An 18,573-nucleotide genomic window follows, 5' to 3' on the forward strand; every position below is an offset into this window, starting at 1 on the left:
ATGTTTTGAGGCTGTTTAATCAGGGAGATGAGAACGATTGAAATGTCTGGACTTCAGTTCTTTTGGCTACTGCTTAATGTGATATTTATTGATCTTTTGCTCGCAGGCGATAATGCGATTGTCATTGGACTTGCTGCCAGAAAGCTGCCTCCTACAACGCAAAAAAAAGCGATTCTATACGGTACCGGGGGTGCCCTGCTCATCCGCATAGCAGCCACTATTGTGGTACTCTGGCTGCTCCAAGTACCGTGGTTGTTACTTATCGGGGGTGTGATGCTAATCTGGATCGCGTATAAGCTGCTCGTGGACCAAGAGGACCATACCGAAGTTAAAGCTGGAACCACGCTATGGGGTGCTGTGCGCACCATTATAGTCGCCGACGCAGCTATGGGCCTGGACAACGTGATTGCTGTTGCTGGCGCCGCCCAGCAGCATTTGCTACTTGTAGTGCTAGGCCTGTTAATCAGTGTGCCAATCGTTGTATGGGGAAGCACTCTTTTTATCAAGCTGATCAATAAATTCCCCTGGATTATCTATTTAGGATCGGCTGTGCTTGGTTATACGGCCTCTAATATGATCACCGAGGAACGTAAGCTGGAGCCCTATTTTACAGAGCATCCGGCGCTCCGTATCTTGTTTATTGTTACCGTAATGGCTGGTATTTTGCTCACAGGATATCTTCAAAATCGCAGAGCAGTATCCCGTCGAGAAAAAGCCGTCTAAACAGGTTTCAAAAGAACACACGCCAACTAAAGAAGGCAGACCCCAACATTGTTGCGAGTCTGCCTTCTTTAGTTAAAACCAATCTTCCTGTATAACTTCCTCTTTACGCCCCTCTACTGCTCCGCCTGCCTCAAGGATAATTGTCTCCGTTGTAGCTACAGCCTGCTCGATCAAAGCATTTAAATCTCGAATAGAGGCTTCAATCTTTTGAACTACCCACAAATTTGGATTGGTCGTGGGAGATTTGGGAACAAACAATGTACAGCAATCCTCATACGGGAGAATGGATAAATCATACGTTCCAATTTGCTTGGCGATTTCTGTAATCTCCTGCTTATCCATCATGACAAGAGGTCGCAGCAAGGGGAGTTCCGTCGAACGACCAATCACATTCATGCTGGATAACGTTTGACTAGCAACTTGACCCAGACTGTCGCCCGTCACGAGTGCCAGGGCTCCTTCTCGCTCTGCCAGCATCGTTGCAATTCGCAGCATTGACCGCCTCATTAACGTAATAATCAAATTATCCTGACCCGTGCGTGTAAAGGCCGTCTGGACTTCTGTAAACGGTACGAGGTGGATTTTGATTTGACCCGCGTAGCCTGCTAATACTTTTGCCAGGTCAATAACCTTCTCTTTCGCACGTTCGCTTGTAAAGGGATAGCTATAAAAATGCACACATTCGATTTCCAGACCTCTACGCATGGATGACCATCCTGCGACCGGGCTGTCAATGCCACCGGACAGCAGCAGCATAGCTTTGCCGTTCGTTCCTAACGGAAAGCCCCCTACAGCCATAATAACATCACTAAAAATATAAGCCGCTTGCTCTCTTACCTCCACACGCAACTCAATATCAGGTTGACGCACATCGACCCTCTGCGCAGGAAACTTCCGCAATATAGGAGAACCAATTAAGTGATTCATCTCTTGTGAAGAATGGGGGAACCCTTTCCATACTCTACGAGCGTTGACCTTGAAAGTCGTTCCCTCGTCCACGTTCAGCTCATGCATTAAAGCCACAGCGCTCTCAATGATAGCATCCAGCTCAACAGGAGCCATTTTGACAGGACTGATCGTCGTGATACCAAACACCTTTTGCAACACTTGAATGATCTGTTCATAAGGCTCTCCTCCGAGAACCACATAAATCCGTCCAAATTCCTTGCGTAGTGAAGCACCTGGGAACGGCTTAAGCAGCAGCTTTACGTGTTTCAATACAGCCTTTTCAAAACGAGCGCGATTCTTCCCTTTTAATGTAAATTCGCCGAAGCGAAGCAACAGCATATCATAGTGCATTTTAACGTTTCCACCTTTCAAGGGATTCCAGCTTGGCTACAGCCTGTCGAAGTGCGAGTATGAGCTCATCGATATCCTGCTCCGTATGTTCATCACCAAAGCTGATACGAATGCCGCCGGATGCTTCGGCCTCACTGCGGCCCATTGCCAGCAGGACACGGCTGGGCTCGGCTAATTTTGAAGAGCAAGCCGATTTGGTGGACACCGCCACACCCAATTGCTCCAGCGTATGCAGCAGCACCTCGGCCTTCATGCCTGGATACGAAAAGTGGACAATATGCGGTGCTTCTTCCCCGCTGTTCAGCCGCAGTTGCGGGATTGCTTTCACTTCTGCGGCCACCCGTTCTCTCCACTCGATCATGCGCTGTGCTGTCTCTGCTTGTCGTTCGCCCGCCAAACGTACCGCCTTGGACATACCGACAAGCAGCGGCACACTTTCGGTACCTGCACGAACCCCTTGCTCCTGAGAACCACCACTAAGCAAGGGGAAAAGCTCCACACCTTCCCGAACGAATAACAATCCTGTACCTTTGGGTCCCCGCAGCTTATGCGCTGAAAGGCTGTACAGATCAGCCTGCCAGCCCCGGATATCTACAGGCAGCTTTCCAAACCCCTGCACACCGTCAATATGAAACAGGACACGAGGGAACTGTTTCTTCAGCGCAGCTCCGATATCATGCACCGGTTGGATCCTTCCCGTCTCATTATTGACATGCATAATACTGACTAAAATCGTATCTTTGCGAACTGCTGCACAAACCTGTTCGGCACTCACATGACCTTCCTCGTCTACAGGCAGAAAAGTAACCTCAAAACCCAAATTTGTCAGCTGTTTGCATGCTTCATACACAGACGGGTGCTCTGTCGATACAGTAACGATATGTTTGCCTCTGGTCTGATACTGCAAAGCCGCTCCCTTAATGGCAAGATTGTTGCTTTCCGTTGCCCCGGATGTAAAGACAATCTCCGAAGGAGATACTCCTAAAGCTGTTGCACATACTTCGCGCGAGCGCTTGATCAACTTATCCGCATCTTCTCCATATCGGTGCATGGAAGACGGATTGCCATAATGGCGCCTCATTACCTCGGCAACGGTTGTGATCACCTCTTCAAAAGGCGGAGTTGTCGCCGCATAATCAAAATATTTCATTAAACTCCCCTTTCTGCCCCGCAACTGCTACAACAAAAAAAGACCAAAACAGGGAAAGGCCGCTTCATTACAGCGACACCCTTTCCCCATATTGATCCTGTCTGCGGACCTCATCTAATTTGAAATTACGCACTTTTATGCCATAAGCTATAGGGCTTAGATTGTATATTTTTCACGTGCATTCTGTATTTTGGTAATATATCTTTGCGTTTCGACCGGAAGCTTGTCTAGTACAGACATCAACTGCTCATCAGTACTTACACCAAGCCGCTGCACCCGTCCGGGACCTGCATTATATGCAGCCAGCGCCATATTTTCCTGCCCGTTAAAACGTTTAATCTGGTAAGACAAGTAGCGTACGCCAGCGTCAATATTTTGTGCAGGATCATAGGGGTCACTAACTCCCAGACCTTGAGCTGTGGCGTCCATCAACTGCATAAGTCCTTTGGCTCCGGCTGAAGAAGTAACTGATGGATTAAATGAAGATTCTGTATCAATAACTGCTTTAATCAAAGCTACTGGAACGCCGTATTTCTGACTAGCCTCATTAATCAAACTATCATACGCTGTAGCTTTTGTAGGTCCGTCCGTTGCTGTATTGGAAGAAGCAGGATAGACTGTCAATGACGAAGCCGTTCCCCTCGAGGGTCCCAATTGAAGCCAGAGCAAGCCGTTTTCATCTCTGGTAACATCGCCTGAATTTTCTTGAGTGACAGCATTATCTGTTTCCAGCTGACCTACTTGTTCCAGTAATCCGGAAAAAGCATCCGCTGTACCCGTCTGGGTCGTAGCACTCATATTATTTAACAGCTGCATGTCTAACATGGACTTGGACACGCGCGGATCAATTTGCATGTGGTGTTCCCAACTTTCTATAGTTGTTATATCCCAAATAGCTTGTCGTTATTGATATGATACAACTTTTTACTATGTACTTCCATACTTTTTAATGAAAAAAAGCTCCGTTTCTGTCGAAAAGACAACGGAGCTTTAGAAATTAGCTTAATGTAATTATATAACTAGGATAATTTTCCTCAGATATATACAGAAGATAACAGAACCTTTACGCAGGGTTAACGCACAAACGGGATAAAAGCAAAGTAACTCAATGTTGCCAGTGCACCAAGACCTATTGACCAAATGCCAGTGGTTTTACTTCCATTCACATAAGCAAAAAAACCTAACACTGCAGCAAGGGGTCCCAATACAATAGACCACATAAACAAGGATGCGATACCAGCAGCGAGCCCAACATAGCCGGAAATGCGGCCACTATTGTTGATAACCTGATCTTCACCCTTATCCTCATTTCGGGTCGCCACTGGCGAGCCAGGCGCAACCTCTGCTGCATATTCCTCACGATGATGACGCTTGGCAGAGCGTTCCTGAACGTGACGGGGATAATCTACACGTTGGCGGCTAACAGGGTCCTCATGCTTATGCTTGTCGTTTGTATGATCTTCCATTATTACTGCACCTCCAAATGTGAAATCAATCGCATTATAAATTTACAGGGACTTCGGCTTAAAGGTGTGGCAACAGGTTGCGGCAGACGAAGCAGCCTTATCACGTTCTTCTGAACTAAAGCTTTCCCCCGCGTATTCTTCTTTAAATTTTTTCTCTGCATGACCGTCTACTTCAATCATGATCAAATCTGCCTTGCAAAAGTTGTTTTCTCCCCAATAATGGCAATTTGCTACGCTACATTTTACGATTGGCTTGGCCTCTTGGCTCATGATCATCACCTCGGATTCATTGTCCCCCCACTGCACTACACCTATGCGTTCATGACATATGGCAGTTGGTGACATACGAAAAAAGCCGCTTTCCTTCGCCTCCTCCAGACTGGCAGGAAACAATTAGAAAACGGCTTGCTTGTCTTGTTTTAGTTTTTGATTAGAAATGGAAGTTATTGGTTGAATGCTTTAGGCATGAGTACGGCGAGTCTGCATCCGACGCTGTGTCAAATAATCACTTTCGTAATAAGTCAGATCGTCACGCAATTCTTCAAAGTTTTTCGTAATGTCCATGATCACTTCGCGTGCGGCTGGCACTGGCGTTTTACGGAAACGGATAGCATCTTGTCCCGTATAAGCATAGCGTCCGTCCTCTGCGTAAGATTCATTTTTGGGATAAAAAAAGCTGTTCACGCAGTCATGGTAAACGTTATACAATGCCTTTTCCGCAAAATCGACGTCAAAGTTGGCACGGCGCAAAGCCACACCCAGCTTTTCATAGGATACTTCGGAAAAAACAAGGACATGGCGGAGGTCCGACAAAAAACCTTTGTAAAAAAGTACGGACTCCTCATTGCCATCCACAGCCAATTGTGGCAAAGCATGCTCATTGAGGAATATTTCCACACGTTTCACGGCATTTTTCAGTTTCTCCTGCGCCGACTCACATAATTTTTGTACGTTGACTGCTGACATCAAGGCAGCTCCCCCTTATTTGTTGCTTGTTCATCAATTTGGTTACCCGAAAATAGTCCCTTCTAACCGAAAGAGCTGTAATTTTCAGTATTTATCCTACCACAAATAAGCATTGAAAGGTATAAAAACATGCCAACCTCCTCACGCTAAACCATAAATTTATGAATACTCAAGGAGGACGGTCCCATGTCTCGGCGAAAATGGTTAAAACCCTTGCTCGGAGCAGCTGCCGGAGTGCTTCTCATCACATTGATGCTACCTTCCCGTGATCACCGCCACACACCGCAGCCCGAATATACGGCCAAAATGTTACCTCAGCAAGAACAACAGCTTAAAAAAGGAATGTTGGCTTCTGACCTGTCCACTACAGATACCCTCACACGGATGGACGCAAGGCAGGACATTCAATACGTAATGCGGGAGCTTAGTGGTAAAACTGCCGATCAGAAAAGAAAGTTTACTCACACATTACAGCAATCACACAGTCATCTTCATACGCTCCAGTGGATTCACACTGGGGACGGGAAGACTAACACCTATACAGGCGACAAAGCTCAGACAAGTCTGTTGAGCCATCCTCAAATCCAAAGCAGCTTGGCTGCAGCTCGTCGTTCAATCATGCAGAACAAATCCTACGAATCCACTGCTTTTCAGGTAGACGGCGGTAAATACTTTGTCATGGCTGAACCATCCGGTGACGGAACATGCGGCGTTGCTGCCTTAGTCAGTCAGCAAGTATTGCGTGACGTGGAGAAGCATCAGCGCAAGAATTTGCGCTTGATTCCCTATCCAAAAGAAGGAAGCTACAAAATTGAATCCGTACATCCCGACACATTGCACGATATCACTGTCAAGACGGGTCACGACAACGAAAATGCGAGCCATTATTTTGAAAACGAAATTGTCGTTCGCTTCCGTCACAATCCTGATGCACGACAATTGCAGGAAATTGCGTCAGATTTGCACTGTGAACCAGGCCGCAAGCTTGGTTATACTTATGTATTTCATTCGGATAAGATGAACTTTAAAGAGCTAAAGCAATACTTTTCACGAAAGTGGAACCCACTTTATGCTGAGCCTCACTATATGTATCTGACCAATGAAAAAGCGCCTATCAAAGCGGACAGCAATATTCCCAATGATCTGCTCTTTTCTCGGTATCAATGGAACCTGCCTGCTACCGAAACCAACAAAGGTTGGAAATTAAGCAAAGGCAGCAAGGATGTAATTGTTGCAGTCGTAGACACAGGAGTGGATATGGATCATCCCGACCTGAAGGGTCAGATTCTTCCGGGACGCAACGTAGTAAAACCGTCTGAAAAACCTTATGATGACGTCGGTCACGGAACGCACGTTGCCGGTATCATTTCCGCGCTCGTTAATAATGGTGAGGGAGTCGCTGGTATGACATGGTATAACAAAGTCATGCCGGTCAAGGTACTTGACCAATCGGGGTCTGGTACAACTTACTCGGTTGCAGAAGGTATTATATGGGCAGCTGATCACGGGGCCAAGGTCATCAATTTGAGCTTGGGCAACTATGCGCAAGCTTCATTTTTGCATGATGCGATCAAATATGCCTATGACAAAGATGTTGTATTGGTTGCAGCCACAGGCAATGATAATACGGAGCGACCTGGTTATCCAGCAGCGTATCCTGAAGTATTTGCCGTTTCCGCTACAGATTCTTCTATGCACCGTGCATCCTTTTCTAACTATGGTGATTACGTGGACGTCATGGCTCCAGGTGCAAGTATTGCCAGTACGTATCCTGGAAATCAATATGCTGCGCTTTCGGGCACTTCTATGGCCAGCCCACATGTATCAGCGCTTGCTGGCCTGATTCGATCCATTAACCCTGATCTAACCAATAAAGAGGTTATGGATTTAATGAGGGACAACGTCATTGATTTAGGCACACCAGGGCATGACAAATATTTCGGTTATGGTCAAATCGACGTGTATAAAGCATTGAAAGCAGCACAACGTCCATATGTTCCCCTGCAGCTCTATCCTCAGCACCTAAGTGAAAAGCTAAAATCCATCTTAAAAAAACTAGAAATCTAGGATATCTCTTTTAGAAAAAGCAGCCATGGTACTCCATGGCTGCTTTTTCAGGCTTCTTAACGCTTGGAACTAGTACGGACAGGACGCTTCCCAAGACTGCGAGTATGACAGCATGGATCACCAGGGTCCTTAACAACCACCGGAAATACGTGGTGAGGTACAGGTATAACGTGCGCCTGATTGATGATTTCAATTGGATGAACAACAGGCACCACTTGTGGGTAAAATTGATGATTTACAAATTGAATCGGCGGGCACACAACCGGGTCGTAATGGCAATGACTCATAATGTGCAACTCCTTTCAGTGAATTAGTACAGCATATTAAGGAGGCGTATGCTGTGCTTGGATGTTTACCCCCCAATACAATTATCCCTTATAAAATAGGCTTTCGTTCCACAATGACCGAATGATCAAGAATTTCGCCTAACAAACTACATAGCTTGCGCAGACCTGATTTAAGTGTTTCCTTGTCAGCATACGAAAAAGAAATGCGGATATGGCTGCTGTCCATACCACCTGCATAACACACTGTACCAGGTAAAAAGGAAATTCCTTCACGATCAGCCATCCGCTCTAACTCTGGAATATCCACCATAGAAGGGAGCTTAATCCATACATTGAGACCACCTTCAGGGGCATACCAGGTGACCTCTGGCGGAGCATAGCGCTGGAGTGTGTTCAACGCGACAGTTAGACGATCTCGCATTTGTTCCCGCAATGTAACGAAATGCTGGTCAAGCCGATTCCTGATAAAGGGTAGCAATGCTTTTTGCGTTAATAGAGGGCTTCCCAAATCCGTAGTTGACTTGGCAGCCACCAAACGATCCATTACACTCCCCGTTGCGGCTACGCAAGCTATACGGCAGCCAGGGGCAACGGTTTTGCTAAAGCTTTTGATATAAACAACATGCCCGGACTGATCGTGCGCCTTGATAGAGAGTGGTGGTTTTGTTTTGTAGTACAGGTCGGAAAATGGATCATCCTCAACAATGAGGCAGTGATAACTTTGAGCCAAATCCAGTAAGTGCGTGCGTCTGTTCATCGTTAAAGTTATGCCGGTAGGATTGTGGAAGGTAGGTATCGTATAGATCAATTTTGGAGGATGAGTATCACAGAGACGTGTTAAAATGTCAGTCCGCATCCCCTCCTCGTCCATGGGAATCATAATTACTTTGGCACCACGACTAGTGAACACATCAATGGCCCCGGTATATGTAGGAGCTTCCATGTAGACCACATCTCCCGGACCGACAAACGTACGTGCCACTAGGTCAATCCCCTGTTGTGCTCCGCTGGTCACAAGCAGTTGCTCTGCTACTATAGGTATCCCTCGTTCACTCAAGTGGTCTGCAAACACTTCCCTTAGTTCTAAATCACCTTCAAAAGCTCCATATGCAGCCAGTACATCGGAATTTACAGAGGATAAACGTTGTGTATCAGCGATGATTTCGCGTGTGGGGAGAAGTTCCGGCTGTATTGCGGCTATATGAAAAGAATAGGCAGCCCTTCGGCTATGGTTAAAGTTTCTCCATAACTGCGCGCGCGGCAAATAATCGATTAGCGACATCTGCCAGGACAAATCCTGCTTCCCCTCACGATGAACCGGTATAGAAGGTTCTGCCACATAGCAACCCTTTCCCTGCGTACATGTAACTAGATTCATGGACTCCAGCTCGGCGTACGCCTTGCTTACAGTTACAGGACTCACTGCAAGCAAGCTGGACAGATGGCGGACAGAGGGAAGCTTGGTGCCCTGAGGTAATAACCCTGACTGAATGCGATCCGCTAATGTTTTAGCAATCTGTAAATATAATTTGACACTGCTATTGCGGCTGAGATCAATATGCATCGGAACCCTTCCCTCCAAAAAAATCAACTGTTACATTTAGACGTTTACTGTTATACTTCATTATCGATATAATACAACAAATTTAATAGCACAGTATAGAACACAGGAGATGATTGGATTGGAATACAAATTTTCGGGTATGGCTCGTACTCAGGGCTCGTCCATGGTAAGGGACATTTTGAAGCTGACACAGGGAACAGATGTATTATCTCTCGCAGGCGGCCTTCCGGCCGATGCCTTTTTCCCCGTCGACGCAGTTGCTAAAGCCTATGAGCGGGTATTCCGCCTCGGCGGTACGACCGCACTTCAATACGGCCTAACCGAGGGATATATTCCTCTACGGGAACGTCTTGCAGCAATCATGTCTTCCCAAGGCATCTCCGTCACCAGAGATAACATCCTTATGACAACAGGCTCGCAGCAGACCATTGATCTAGTTTCACGCGTGCTGCTTGATCCACAGGATACTGTATTGGTGGAGTCCCCTACTTATTTGGCAGCTCTGCAGGTATTTAATTCCTATGGCGCAAATATTGTAAGTGTAGATACAGACGCTAACGGTATGAAATTAGATGATCTTGAGGCCAAGATCAAACAGCATCAGCCCAAATTCGTGTACGTCATCCCTACCTTTTCCAATCCGGCAGGAAGTGTATGGAGTATGGAACGCAGAACAGGCGTTGTTGAGTTATGCCGTAAATACGGAACTTTGATTTTTGAAGACGATCCTTACGGACGTCTCAAATTTGATGAAAATCTTAACTTCCCATCCTTATTTTCTATTGATCAACAGCTAGGTGGCGCTGGTCATGTAATGTACACTTCTACATTCTCTAAAACTGTCGCTCCAGGTGTTCGCTCTGGATGGCTGGTAGCCGATCAAGCTATCGTCGTTAAGACCGCAAATGCCAAACAATCTGCCGATCTGCACTCCAGCAGTATTGACCAGCGTGCTTTGAACGAGCTGTTGGACTTCTTTGATTTGGACGGACATATACGTACCGTGTCCGCTGAATATCACACTCGTATGCTGCGTCTTACATCGCTGATGAAAGAACGCCAATGGGAAGGAATTACCTGGAATGATGCACTTGGCGGCATGTTTATGTGGGTTACCTTACCTGAAGGCTTCCGTTCTGAGCAGTTGCTGCAACTCGCGATTCAGGAAGGAGTCGCATTTGTGCCTGGACAAGTCTTTTATGCTGACCTAAGCGGCAGCAACCATATGCGAATCAACTTCACGCATACTGATCCTACCCTGCTTCCAAAAGCAGTTGACCGATTGGATCGGGCACTGAAAAAGTATATGGAGGAAAATGTAGTAAAAACCATGCGTTAATAGAGTGCTGACTCTACGCTTTATGCTTGCACGTTTTTACGTCAGAAGAATTGCAAGTTGAAAACACGCTAAAGCCCCCATTGACTATGCTGGGGGCTTTAGTCTATACAAGTACGAATTGCGTAATTCGGTCTGTACACTAAAAAGGGTGCTTCATGATTCCCACAGGAATATGAAGCACCCTTTTTTAGTTCAATAAATACAGTTGGATTAAAGATTACGCATGCAAACAGGTCATTAGTAAAAGTTAAATTCATACATTGTAAGATGTTGTAGTGGGGAAAGTTTTCCGTAAGCCGGGTTCTGTGCTATTCGTGGTACAAACGGGAACTACCCTCCCACTAAAAGCGACAATCATCTATCTAGGCCGAACATTGCTATTCAGCTCCAGCGACCAACCTAGACACGCCTCGGGCTAAGGCTGCTTCGCGAAGAAGCTGTGTCCCTTTAGGTCTTGCTCCAGATGGGGTTTACCAGGAACGAAGTCACCAGCGTTCCTCGGGGTCTCTTACACCTCGGTTCCATCCTTGCCTGTGCCGCAAGCGGCCATCGGCGGTCCATTTCTGTGGCACTATCCTTCAACTCGCGCTGACTGGACGTTATCCAGCATCCTGCCCTATGGAGCCCGGACTTTCCTCTCGTGGCTTACGCCACCAGCGATTGTCTGTCAAACTTTCCGAACAACATTACATAGTATACAGGGAACATGCGCAGGATACAACCCTGAAAATATTGTAAAAATAGTAATTCCTCTTTAATTGCTCAAATAAAACGGATGTACCTTTTTCTGTAATGAATCATCTGCCACATAATAAGCAGACCTTCCCACGTATAACGGAATAGAAAGCTTACTAAAATCAGGCATATCCTCATCCAGGAATAGCTCTTCATCCCGGTAGGTCTGCTGTATTTCACCGACAATCCAATCATGATCTCCGTAGGTATGAATATCCACTACTTTACACTCATAGGCAAGATACGCTTCCAGCAATATAGGCACATCCACTGAAATCCCGTCCTCATATGCAATCCCAAACTGCTGAAACTTATCTACATCTTTGCCGCTAAAGGTACCTACAGCCTGAATCCATTCCGATCTGTGCGCAGGCAAAAACTGAACACCAAAGCCTCCGCTTCTCTTAATCAGTCCGTGAGAATACGTTTCCTTCCTCAATGAAATGCCATACATGCCCGGCGATGATCCGATATATGTATGCCAGCCTGAGGCCATGACATTATTTACTCCCTCATAGCGGGAAGTAACGACTGCAACCATGCCTGGATAAGCATGAATCGCAGACTCGGCTATCAACGTTCGCATACAACCTCTCCCTACGAAAAAATGTAATAGTGCATCTTTATTTTCTCATAGATGTGAATGTTTTACAAAAATTGAAAAGGCTCGGTGTTCACTTCAGATACATATACTTCCGTTGAGTATCGACCTTCTGCCAAACGTTTGCGCATCCACTCTGCCGTTTTAGGCTTCATAATCTTTTCTGCGTTATGTCCAGGGTCAATAATAGCTATACCTGCCATCAGGGCATCGTGAGCCGTGTGATAGTCTATATCCCCCGTCACTAATACATCAGCGCCTTTAAAGAGCGATTTATTCACATAACGGCTACCAGAGCCCCCAAGCACGGCTGCTTTTTTAACCACACGATCCAAGTCACCTACCACACGTACATGCTCAACGTTGAGACCTTCTTTCACAATGTCTACAAATTCCCTTAGCGTGCGGGCTTCCTTGAGCTTACCCACTCGTCCCAAACCAAAGGTGCGGCCTTTCAAATCCATAGAGTACAGGTCATAAGCCACCTCTTCATAAGGATGAGCCTTCAGCATCGCTTGAACAACTTTATTACGTACACTTTGCGGTACAATGGTCTCAATACGAACCTCTTCACTACGTTCCATTTTACCAGGCTCGCCCAAAAACGGCTGTGTGCCTTCGCCTGGCACGAAAGTTCCGTAGCCATCAATGTTGAAGCTGCAATGGCTGTAATTGCCGATATGTCCAGCTCCAGCATTCAGAACGGCATCCAGCACACGTTGATGATGCGTTTTGGGTACGAAAACGACAAGCTTGAATAATTGCTCGGTGTGAACATCTTCCAGTGTACCTTCACTTTGAATACCCAGTGCTTCCGCCATCCAGTCGTTCATTCCATCCTCTGCCGTATCCAGATTCGTATGACTGATGTAGACAGCAATATCATTCTTGATCAGCTTTTCATACAATTTGCCCGCAGGCTGATCCGTGTTCAATGATTTAAGTGGGCGGAATATAATCGCATGATGCGCAATAATGAGGTCGGCCTTTATGCGGATCGCCTCTTCGACAACCTCATCATTGACATCCAGGGCCACTAGTATGCTTTTGATGTCTTTTTGCAGGCTGCCTAGTTGAAGCCCGATTCTATCGTCTGGAACTGCCAAGTATTTCGGAGCCAGCTGCTCCATATAACTAATTACTGTCTGTCCTTTGGCAAACATGCAAGTACCTCCTCCAGCTGTTCAATTTGCTTGCGCAATTGCTCCTGCTTCTGCTGTGCGGATTCCTGATCTGACCGTGCCACTTGGGCCAGTACATCCTGAAGCTTGCGAATCTCCAATTGCCATTTCAAAAAAAAGATTTCATTTGGTGCTTTAACCAATAACGGTCCAAGTTGCATCAACAAATCCTCTGTTAGTACCAGCGAACTACCTGGAAGTTCCCATGGCCGATACAAGTCATCCTGTTTCATTGAGCTTTCAGAAGCAGGTACTGCCGTCAGAACTTCGTATATTTTACCATCCTCTTCCATGATATGTTCGTTTGTGAGTACCCATTGATGCTTGATTAGCCAGCGCCGTAAAATATCCTCGCCCACGTTGGGCTGTAAAACAAGCTGTTTCACTGAAACAAGCTTGTCTTTCCCTTGCTCCAAAATGGAAGCAATCAAGGCACCACCCATGCCTGCTATCGTAATAACATCTACCTCATCGGCCTTAATTACAGCCAAGCCGTTCCCTTTTCTAACCGCAATGCGATCTGTAAGGCCTGCTTCAGCCACCTGCTTTTGAGCCGCACGCAATGGTCCATCATTGACCTCACCCGCTACCGCTTGCGGTACTCTGCCACAACTCACGGCAGCCACAGGGAGTAGTCCGTGATCTGAGCCAATATCAGCTAGTCTGCTACCGGCCGGAATTTGTTCCAAAATAAATTGTAATCGCTCAGAAAGTTTCATGACGTCACCCACGTAATCCATTTTTTTCGAGTCCAAAATAAAATCCCTACAACAAAAGCCAACTTCAGTATACTAAAAAATACCACTTCCCCCGCTGGTTGATGGCGCAGGATAATCGTGTCTGCTTCCGCCATAAACACTAGAGTTATGCCTATAGCAAAGTAAACCAACGCAAGACGCGGAAAGCGGCGATGCACCCACCAGCTTAACCCAATCAACAATACTGCGTGTAAAATCCAAAATACCTCAAGCATCGCTAAAGTAGCTGTAGGCCAATAGCGGCCTATAAGAACCGCATACACTAAAAGCAGCCCGGCAAGACCACAGTAATGAAGCAAGCTGATACGCAAAGTTGATCCCACGAGACACCATATCAAACCGCATACACCCACAAGCACTAGAAACCAAACCTTAGCTTCACCTTGATGAAGCTGGATGATCCATACACCTGAACCCAGCATAATCGCACTGCCTAAAGTGCTCAACATTGCACTCATACTCTTTTCAGAAGACCGCCAAATTGCGGCCATTCCATAGCAAAACGCAGTAACTGCACTTGCCGAGCATATTTGCATTGCCAAGGGAAAAGCGGTAAAATAAAAACCGATCAAACAAATGCAGGAAATAATGACAAAACCAAGAAGCCAGGCCATCCCATGCCCGTGTTTAAGATATGTAAGCAGCCCGGTATTGTTACGTTTCTGGCTTTGTGCCGGATTTTCATCGTCCCGATATAGGTTGGACAGAAAATCGCAATATTGCTCAGGGAGCAATCGACTTTGCCGCCAATGCTCAATTTCATGTAACAGTATTGTCCGTTTTTTCTCCTGGTCCAAGCTTCTTCCCCTCCACCAAGGCTGCCATGAGATAAAAAAAGACCTTCTGCGCGCTTCAAGCCGCAGAAGGTCCGCAATGTTACGCTTCTATTCGAGGAAATCCTTCAGTCGCTTACTGCGGCTTGGATGGCGCAACTTACGCAGCGCTTTGGCCTCAATCTGACGAATACGTTCACGCGTAACACCGAATACTTTACCCACTTCTTCAAGAGTTCTGGTTCTTCCATCGTCCAAACCAAAACGAAGACGTAAAACATTCTCTTCACGTTCAGTCAACGTATCCAGTACATCCTCGAGTTGTTCCTTCAGAAGTTCATAGGCAGCCGCATCTGCAGGCGCCAATGCTTCCTGGTCCTCAATGAAATCCCCCAGATGTGAGTCATCCTCTTCACCAATTGGTGTTTCCAATGAAACCGGTTCTTGGGCAATTTTCATGATTTCCCGTACTTTTTCCACGCTCAGCTCCATTTCGGCAGCCACTTCTTCCGGCGTAGGTTCGCGCCCCAATTCTTGCAACAGTTGACGCGATACACGAATCAACTTGTTGATCGTTTCTACCATATGCACTGGAATACGGATCGTTCTCGCCTGATCCGCGATTGCGCGCGTAATGGCCTGACGAATCCACCAGGTTGCGTACGTACTGAATTTAAAGCCTTTTTCATAATCAAATTTTTCTACTGCCTTAATCAAGCCCATATTACCTTCTTGAATTAGATCCAAGAAAAGCATTCCGCGACCAACATAACGTTTGGCAATACTTACCACCAGACGCAAGTTTGCTTCAGCCAACCGACGCTTAGCTTCTTCATCGCCGTTATTGATCCGTTTGGCAAGCTCCACCTCATCATCAGCAGAAAGCAACGGTACACGACCGATTTCCTTCAAGTACATCCGGACTGGGTCATTAATTTTAATACCGGGAGGCAGGCTCAGATCGTCATCGAAATTAAAATCATCCCCGTCATTGTTTTCCGGGTCGTCATTTTGACGCAATCTGGTAACTTCTTCGTCGTTGTCATTCACAACCTCAATCCCCAAGTCACCCAGCTGCTCATAAAACTCATCCATTTGCTCGGGGTCCTGATCAAACGGCGACAGTTTTTCCATGATATCTTTGTAGTTCAGAGAGGAACTTTTCTTACCCAACTCAATCAGTTGATCTTTGACCTGATCCAGTGTTAATTCCGTCTCCAGTTCAGTATGCTGATCATTCGCCATCTTTCGACTCCCTCCTCCTAGAAACATCCGACCTCTGTGTGTTCATTGTCTCTCTAGGGCTATAATCTCACTTGCAATTTGTGCTGCACGCAAAAAGTCACCTGAGCGCTCAGCGGTTCTCATTTCTTCTCTTTTCAAATCCAGTTGCTCCTGCAATGGAAATTTTCGCACCTGACGAATGTAATCATCCAAAATGTGCGGTGCCCATACGCCTGGAGCATCCATCATCATGATCGAACTTACGTTCTTCTCCAGTCGGTCGTCTTGCAAAGATGAAATAAAACGGCTTGTATCCGGTAACTTCCCTTGCGCGTAATAGGCATATAGATAAGCAGCAATTGCTGCATGATCCTCAATATTAAAGGCGTCCCCCAGATGCTTTTCTACATACTCTGCAGCTTCTAAATCCTGCATCATCCAGTGAAGCAGTCTGCGTTCAGCCACATGGTAAGCCGGCAACAGATTGGGCGTAGAGACCTGCCCTTTTTTATGCCTACCATTATTCCACCCATTTTCGTTATTATCCCCAAAGTTCTGTTTTTTTTGCAGGGATTGGCGGAGTAAGTTGCATTCTTGCTTTAAGGTTTCAAAATCTACCTTGACTTCGGCAGATACTTCGCGCAGATACACTTCCCGCTCAGTCGGGGATGACAGAGGTGCAATGACATTTAATGCTTCGCGGGAATACGCGATTCTTCCTTCTTCCTCTTGCAGTATATGGTTTTTTTTCAGATATATAAGCTTAAATTTCACCGTTGAAACAGCACTTTCGATAATTTGGCGTTGAAATCGTTCAGCACCATATTGGCGGATAAAATCATCCGGGTCCATACCGTCGCTGACTATCGCTACTTTTACGTGAAGTCCCGCATTTTCCAACAGTGGAAAATTTTTAAGCGCTGCCGCTTGTCCTGCCCGGTCACCATCATAACAAATAATAACCTCGTCGCACAGTCCTTTTAACATCGTAGCATGATGCTCCGTTAGAGCAGTCCCCATGGCGGCCACTCCATTTTGCACGCCAGCTTCCCATGCCGAGATGACATCGCCATAACCTTCAAAAAGAACACTTTGACGAAGCTTGCGAATTGAGGTTTTAGCATGATGGAGATTGTACAGCGTTCGGCTCTTGTTAAAGAGCTTGGTCTCGGGTGAGTTCAAATACTTCGGCTGTCCCTCGCCCAGGATACGGCCTGCAAAGGCTATAACTTTGCCGTTACGATTCCAAATGGGAAACATGATACGATCTCTGAACCGATCTACATATCCATCTCCTTCATGCCGGGGAGAAATGAGTCCTCCCTTTTCCATTTCGACAGGATCAAAAGAACGCTTCTCTAGAAACTGAACGATCGTATCCCATCGGTTGGGTGCATAGCCAATTTGGAATTGGTCAATGATCTTGTCACTGAACCCCCGTGAACGCAAATATTCCATAGCTGGTTTGCCGTGCTCCGTATTTTTAAGCAAAAAATGGTACATCTTAGAAGTTAACTCATACGCTTGCAACAGCCTGTCCAACTCAGGATGTTGATGCGATGAATCACGTCCCTGCCATTCGCCGAGCGGAATATGACTTTCTTCTGCCATTGTCCTGACAGCTTCGGGAAAGGATAGTCCTTCGATTTCCATCATAAACTTGATGGCATTGCCTCCCGCGCCGCAGCCGTAGCAGTAAAAAATCTGACGATCCGGTGTCACGGTGAATGAAGGGGTTTTCTCGGAATGAAAAGGACAGAGGCCTTTCATATATTTCCCCTGTTTGGTCAAATGCACGTACTTGCTTACCGTATCTACAATATCATGATGTTGTAAAACCGACTCGATGATATCGTCCGGTATGTTGCCTTGTCCGGCACTCATATTAACCACCTTCATCTCTTTAGCACGTAAATATAATTCGATACCGTTACTCATTCTCCTGCAAGCGAAGTAAAAGTTTTGTCAGTTTATGTTGAAAAACTTCACGATCCTCTAATGTAAACGGTTTAGGGCCTTTGCCATAACGCCCTCTTTTCCGTTCTTTGGCAGAAGTATGACGCCGGTCAAGCATGAAGTCTATCGAATCGTTTCGATATATCGTTCCGCGAAAAGACATCACTTCACAACCTTTTGCCAAGGCAAGTGCAGCAAGACCATAATCATTGGTGGTTACAATATCTCCGCGGCGGATATGATTGGCAATATAGAGATCGGCACTCTGGTCGCTTCGGTCTACTCTAACAACGCTTACGCCTTTGCTGCCCTGAATGAGGTGATCATACGAAGATACCATAATAACGTCAATATGAAAACGGGAAGCTGTCTCTGCAATTTCACTTTTAACAGGACAAGCATCTCCGTCAACAACGATCCGTACATCCGGGAAATTTCCGGACCCTCCCATGAGCATCCCCCATCTCCATCCGCAATCGAGTAA

At 46.2% G+C, this 18,573-nt stretch carries 18 protein-coding genes and 1 other RNA gene; 3 read left to right on the forward strand and 16 right to left on the reverse strand.

All coding sequences use genetic code 11. From position 1 onward, the window contains the following. Positions 1–27: 27 nt before the first annotated feature. Positions 28–723: a TerC family protein gene (locus tag ACQQ6X_RS06530; RefSeq protein ID WP_305164657.1), complete on the forward strand. Its 696-nt coding sequence runs from the start codon at positions 28–30 to the stop codon at positions 721–723. Between the two features lie 72 nt (positions 724–795). Here ACQQ6X_RS06530 and thiI read toward each other — a convergent pair whose 3' ends face one another. The 6 genes from thiI to ACQQ6X_RS06560 all read right to left on the reverse strand — a co-directional run bounded on the left by thiI (position 796) and on the right by ACQQ6X_RS06560 (position 5,604). Continuing rightward, entirely contained in the window at positions 796–2,022 is a 1,227-nt protein-coding gene (gene thiI / locus ACQQ6X_RS06535) for a tRNA uracil 4-sulfurtransferase ThiI (protein ID WP_305164658.1), read from the reverse strand. A gap of 1 nt (position 2,023) precedes the next feature. Continuing rightward, a complete protein-coding gene (locus ACQQ6X_RS06540) occupies positions 2,024–3,172 on the reverse strand; it encodes a cysteine desulfurase family protein (RefSeq protein WP_305164659.1) in 1,149 nt (382 codons plus the stop codon). A gap of 156 nt (positions 3,173–3,328) precedes the next feature. Continuing rightward, positions 3,329–4,027 (reverse strand): lytic transglycosylase domain-containing protein, encoded by a 699-nt coding sequence (locus tag ACQQ6X_RS06545; RefSeq protein ID WP_305164660.1) that lies wholly within the window; start codon positions 4,025–4,027, stop codon positions 3,329–3,331. Between the two features lie 218 nt (positions 4,028–4,245). Beyond that, the gene (locus ACQQ6X_RS06550; RefSeq protein ID WP_305164661.1) at positions 4,246–4,638 is read right to left on the reverse strand and encodes a hypothetical protein; all 393 of its coding nucleotides are present in this window, start codon (positions 4,636–4,638) and stop codon (positions 4,246–4,248) included. A 42-nt stretch (positions 4,639–4,680) separates the two neighbouring features. Next, the gene (locus ACQQ6X_RS06555) at positions 4,681–4,908 is read right to left on the reverse strand and encodes a DUF1540 domain-containing protein (RefSeq protein ID WP_063210251.1); all 228 of its coding nucleotides are present in this window, start codon (positions 4,906–4,908) and stop codon (positions 4,681–4,683) included. A gap of 189 nt (positions 4,909–5,097) precedes the next feature. Beyond that, a complete protein-coding gene (locus ACQQ6X_RS06560; protein ID WP_305164662.1) occupies positions 5,098–5,604 on the reverse strand; it encodes a YpuI family protein in 507 nt (168 codons plus the stop codon). Between the two features lie 186 nt (positions 5,605–5,790). Between ACQQ6X_RS06560 and ACQQ6X_RS06565 the strand changes: the two genes are divergently transcribed. Further along, positions 5,791–7,671 carry a S8 family peptidase gene (locus ACQQ6X_RS06565; RefSeq protein ID WP_305164663.1) on the forward strand — a complete coding sequence of 627 codons (1,881 nt, stop codon included), beginning with the start codon at positions 5,791–5,793 and terminating at the stop codon, positions 7,669–7,671. A gap of 56 nt (positions 7,672–7,727) precedes the next feature. On the opposite strand, the gene ACQQ6X_RS06570 is transcribed toward ACQQ6X_RS06565, so the two are convergent. Together ACQQ6X_RS06570 and ACQQ6X_RS06575 are read right to left on the reverse strand one after the other, a co-directional pair. Then, positions 7,728–7,958: a hypothetical protein gene (locus tag ACQQ6X_RS06570; RefSeq protein ID WP_149033684.1), complete on the reverse strand. Its 231-nt coding sequence runs from the start codon at positions 7,956–7,958 to the stop codon at positions 7,728–7,730. 88 nt (positions 7,959–8,046) lie between these two features. Beyond that, entirely contained in the window at positions 8,047–9,522 is a 1,476-nt protein-coding gene (locus ACQQ6X_RS06575) for a PLP-dependent aminotransferase family protein (RefSeq protein WP_305164664.1), read from the reverse strand. Positions 9,523–9,640: 118 nt separating this feature from the next. On the opposite strand from ACQQ6X_RS06575, the gene ACQQ6X_RS06580 reads away from it, so the two are divergent. Next, positions 9,641–10,861: a PLP-dependent aminotransferase family protein gene (locus tag ACQQ6X_RS06580; RefSeq protein ID WP_305164665.1), complete on the forward strand. Its 1,221-nt coding sequence runs from the start codon at positions 9,641–9,643 to the stop codon at positions 10,859–10,861. Positions 10,862–11,138: 277 nt separating this feature from the next. Here the strand turns inward: ACQQ6X_RS06580 and rnpB are convergent. The 8 genes from rnpB to ACQQ6X_RS06620 form a co-directional block, all read right to left on the reverse strand. Beyond that, positions 11,139–11,537: RNase P RNA component class A (gene rnpB / locus ACQQ6X_RS06585), an RNA gene on the reverse strand. 78 nt (positions 11,538–11,615) lie between these two features. Then, positions 11,616–12,182 carry a flavin reductase family protein gene (locus ACQQ6X_RS06590; protein ID WP_142613767.1) on the reverse strand — a complete coding sequence of 189 codons (567 nt, stop codon included), beginning with the start codon at positions 12,180–12,182 and terminating at the stop codon, positions 11,616–11,618. 62 nt (positions 12,183–12,244) lie between these two features. Beyond that, positions 12,245–13,360, reverse strand: coding sequence for a Nif3-like dinuclear metal center hexameric protein (locus ACQQ6X_RS06595; RefSeq protein ID WP_305164666.1), 1,116 nt, complete (start codon positions 13,358–13,360; stop codon positions 12,245–12,247). Next, positions 13,336–14,097 carry a tRNA (adenine(22)-N(1))-methyltransferase gene (locus tag ACQQ6X_RS06600; protein ID WP_305164667.1) on the reverse strand — a complete coding sequence of 254 codons (762 nt, stop codon included), beginning with the start codon at positions 14,095–14,097 and terminating at the stop codon, positions 13,336–13,338. The genes ACQQ6X_RS06595 and ACQQ6X_RS06600 overlap by 25 nt, the downstream gene beginning before the upstream one ends. Further along, complete coding sequence (locus tag ACQQ6X_RS06605) at positions 14,094–14,933, reverse strand: hypothetical protein (RefSeq protein WP_305164668.1); 840 nt, start codon at positions 14,931–14,933, stop codon at positions 14,094–14,096. Before ACQQ6X_RS06605 ends, ACQQ6X_RS06600 begins: the two co-directional genes overlap by 4 nt. A gap of 87 nt (positions 14,934–15,020) precedes the next feature. Continuing rightward, complete coding sequence (gene rpoD / locus ACQQ6X_RS06610) at positions 15,021–16,154, reverse strand: RNA polymerase sigma factor RpoD (protein WP_007431230.1); 1,134 nt, start codon at positions 16,152–16,154, stop codon at positions 15,021–15,023. A 42-nt stretch (positions 16,155–16,196) separates the two neighbouring features. Next, positions 16,197–18,071 carry a DNA primase gene (gene dnaG / locus ACQQ6X_RS06615; RefSeq protein WP_305164669.1) on the reverse strand — a complete coding sequence of 625 codons (1,875 nt, stop codon included), beginning with the start codon at positions 18,069–18,071 and terminating at the stop codon, positions 16,197–16,199. Next, entirely contained in the window at positions 18,064–18,540 is a 477-nt protein-coding gene (locus ACQQ6X_RS06620; RefSeq protein ID WP_305164670.1) for a YaiI/YqxD family protein, read from the reverse strand. The genes dnaG and ACQQ6X_RS06620 overlap by 8 nt, the downstream gene beginning before the upstream one ends. Positions 18,541–18,573: the final 33 nt, after the last annotated feature.

Source organism: Paenibacillus ottowii, from assembly GCF_050516475.1.
Taxonomy (GTDB): Bacteria; Bacillota; Bacilli; order Paenibacillales; family Paenibacillaceae; genus Paenibacillus; species Paenibacillus ottowii.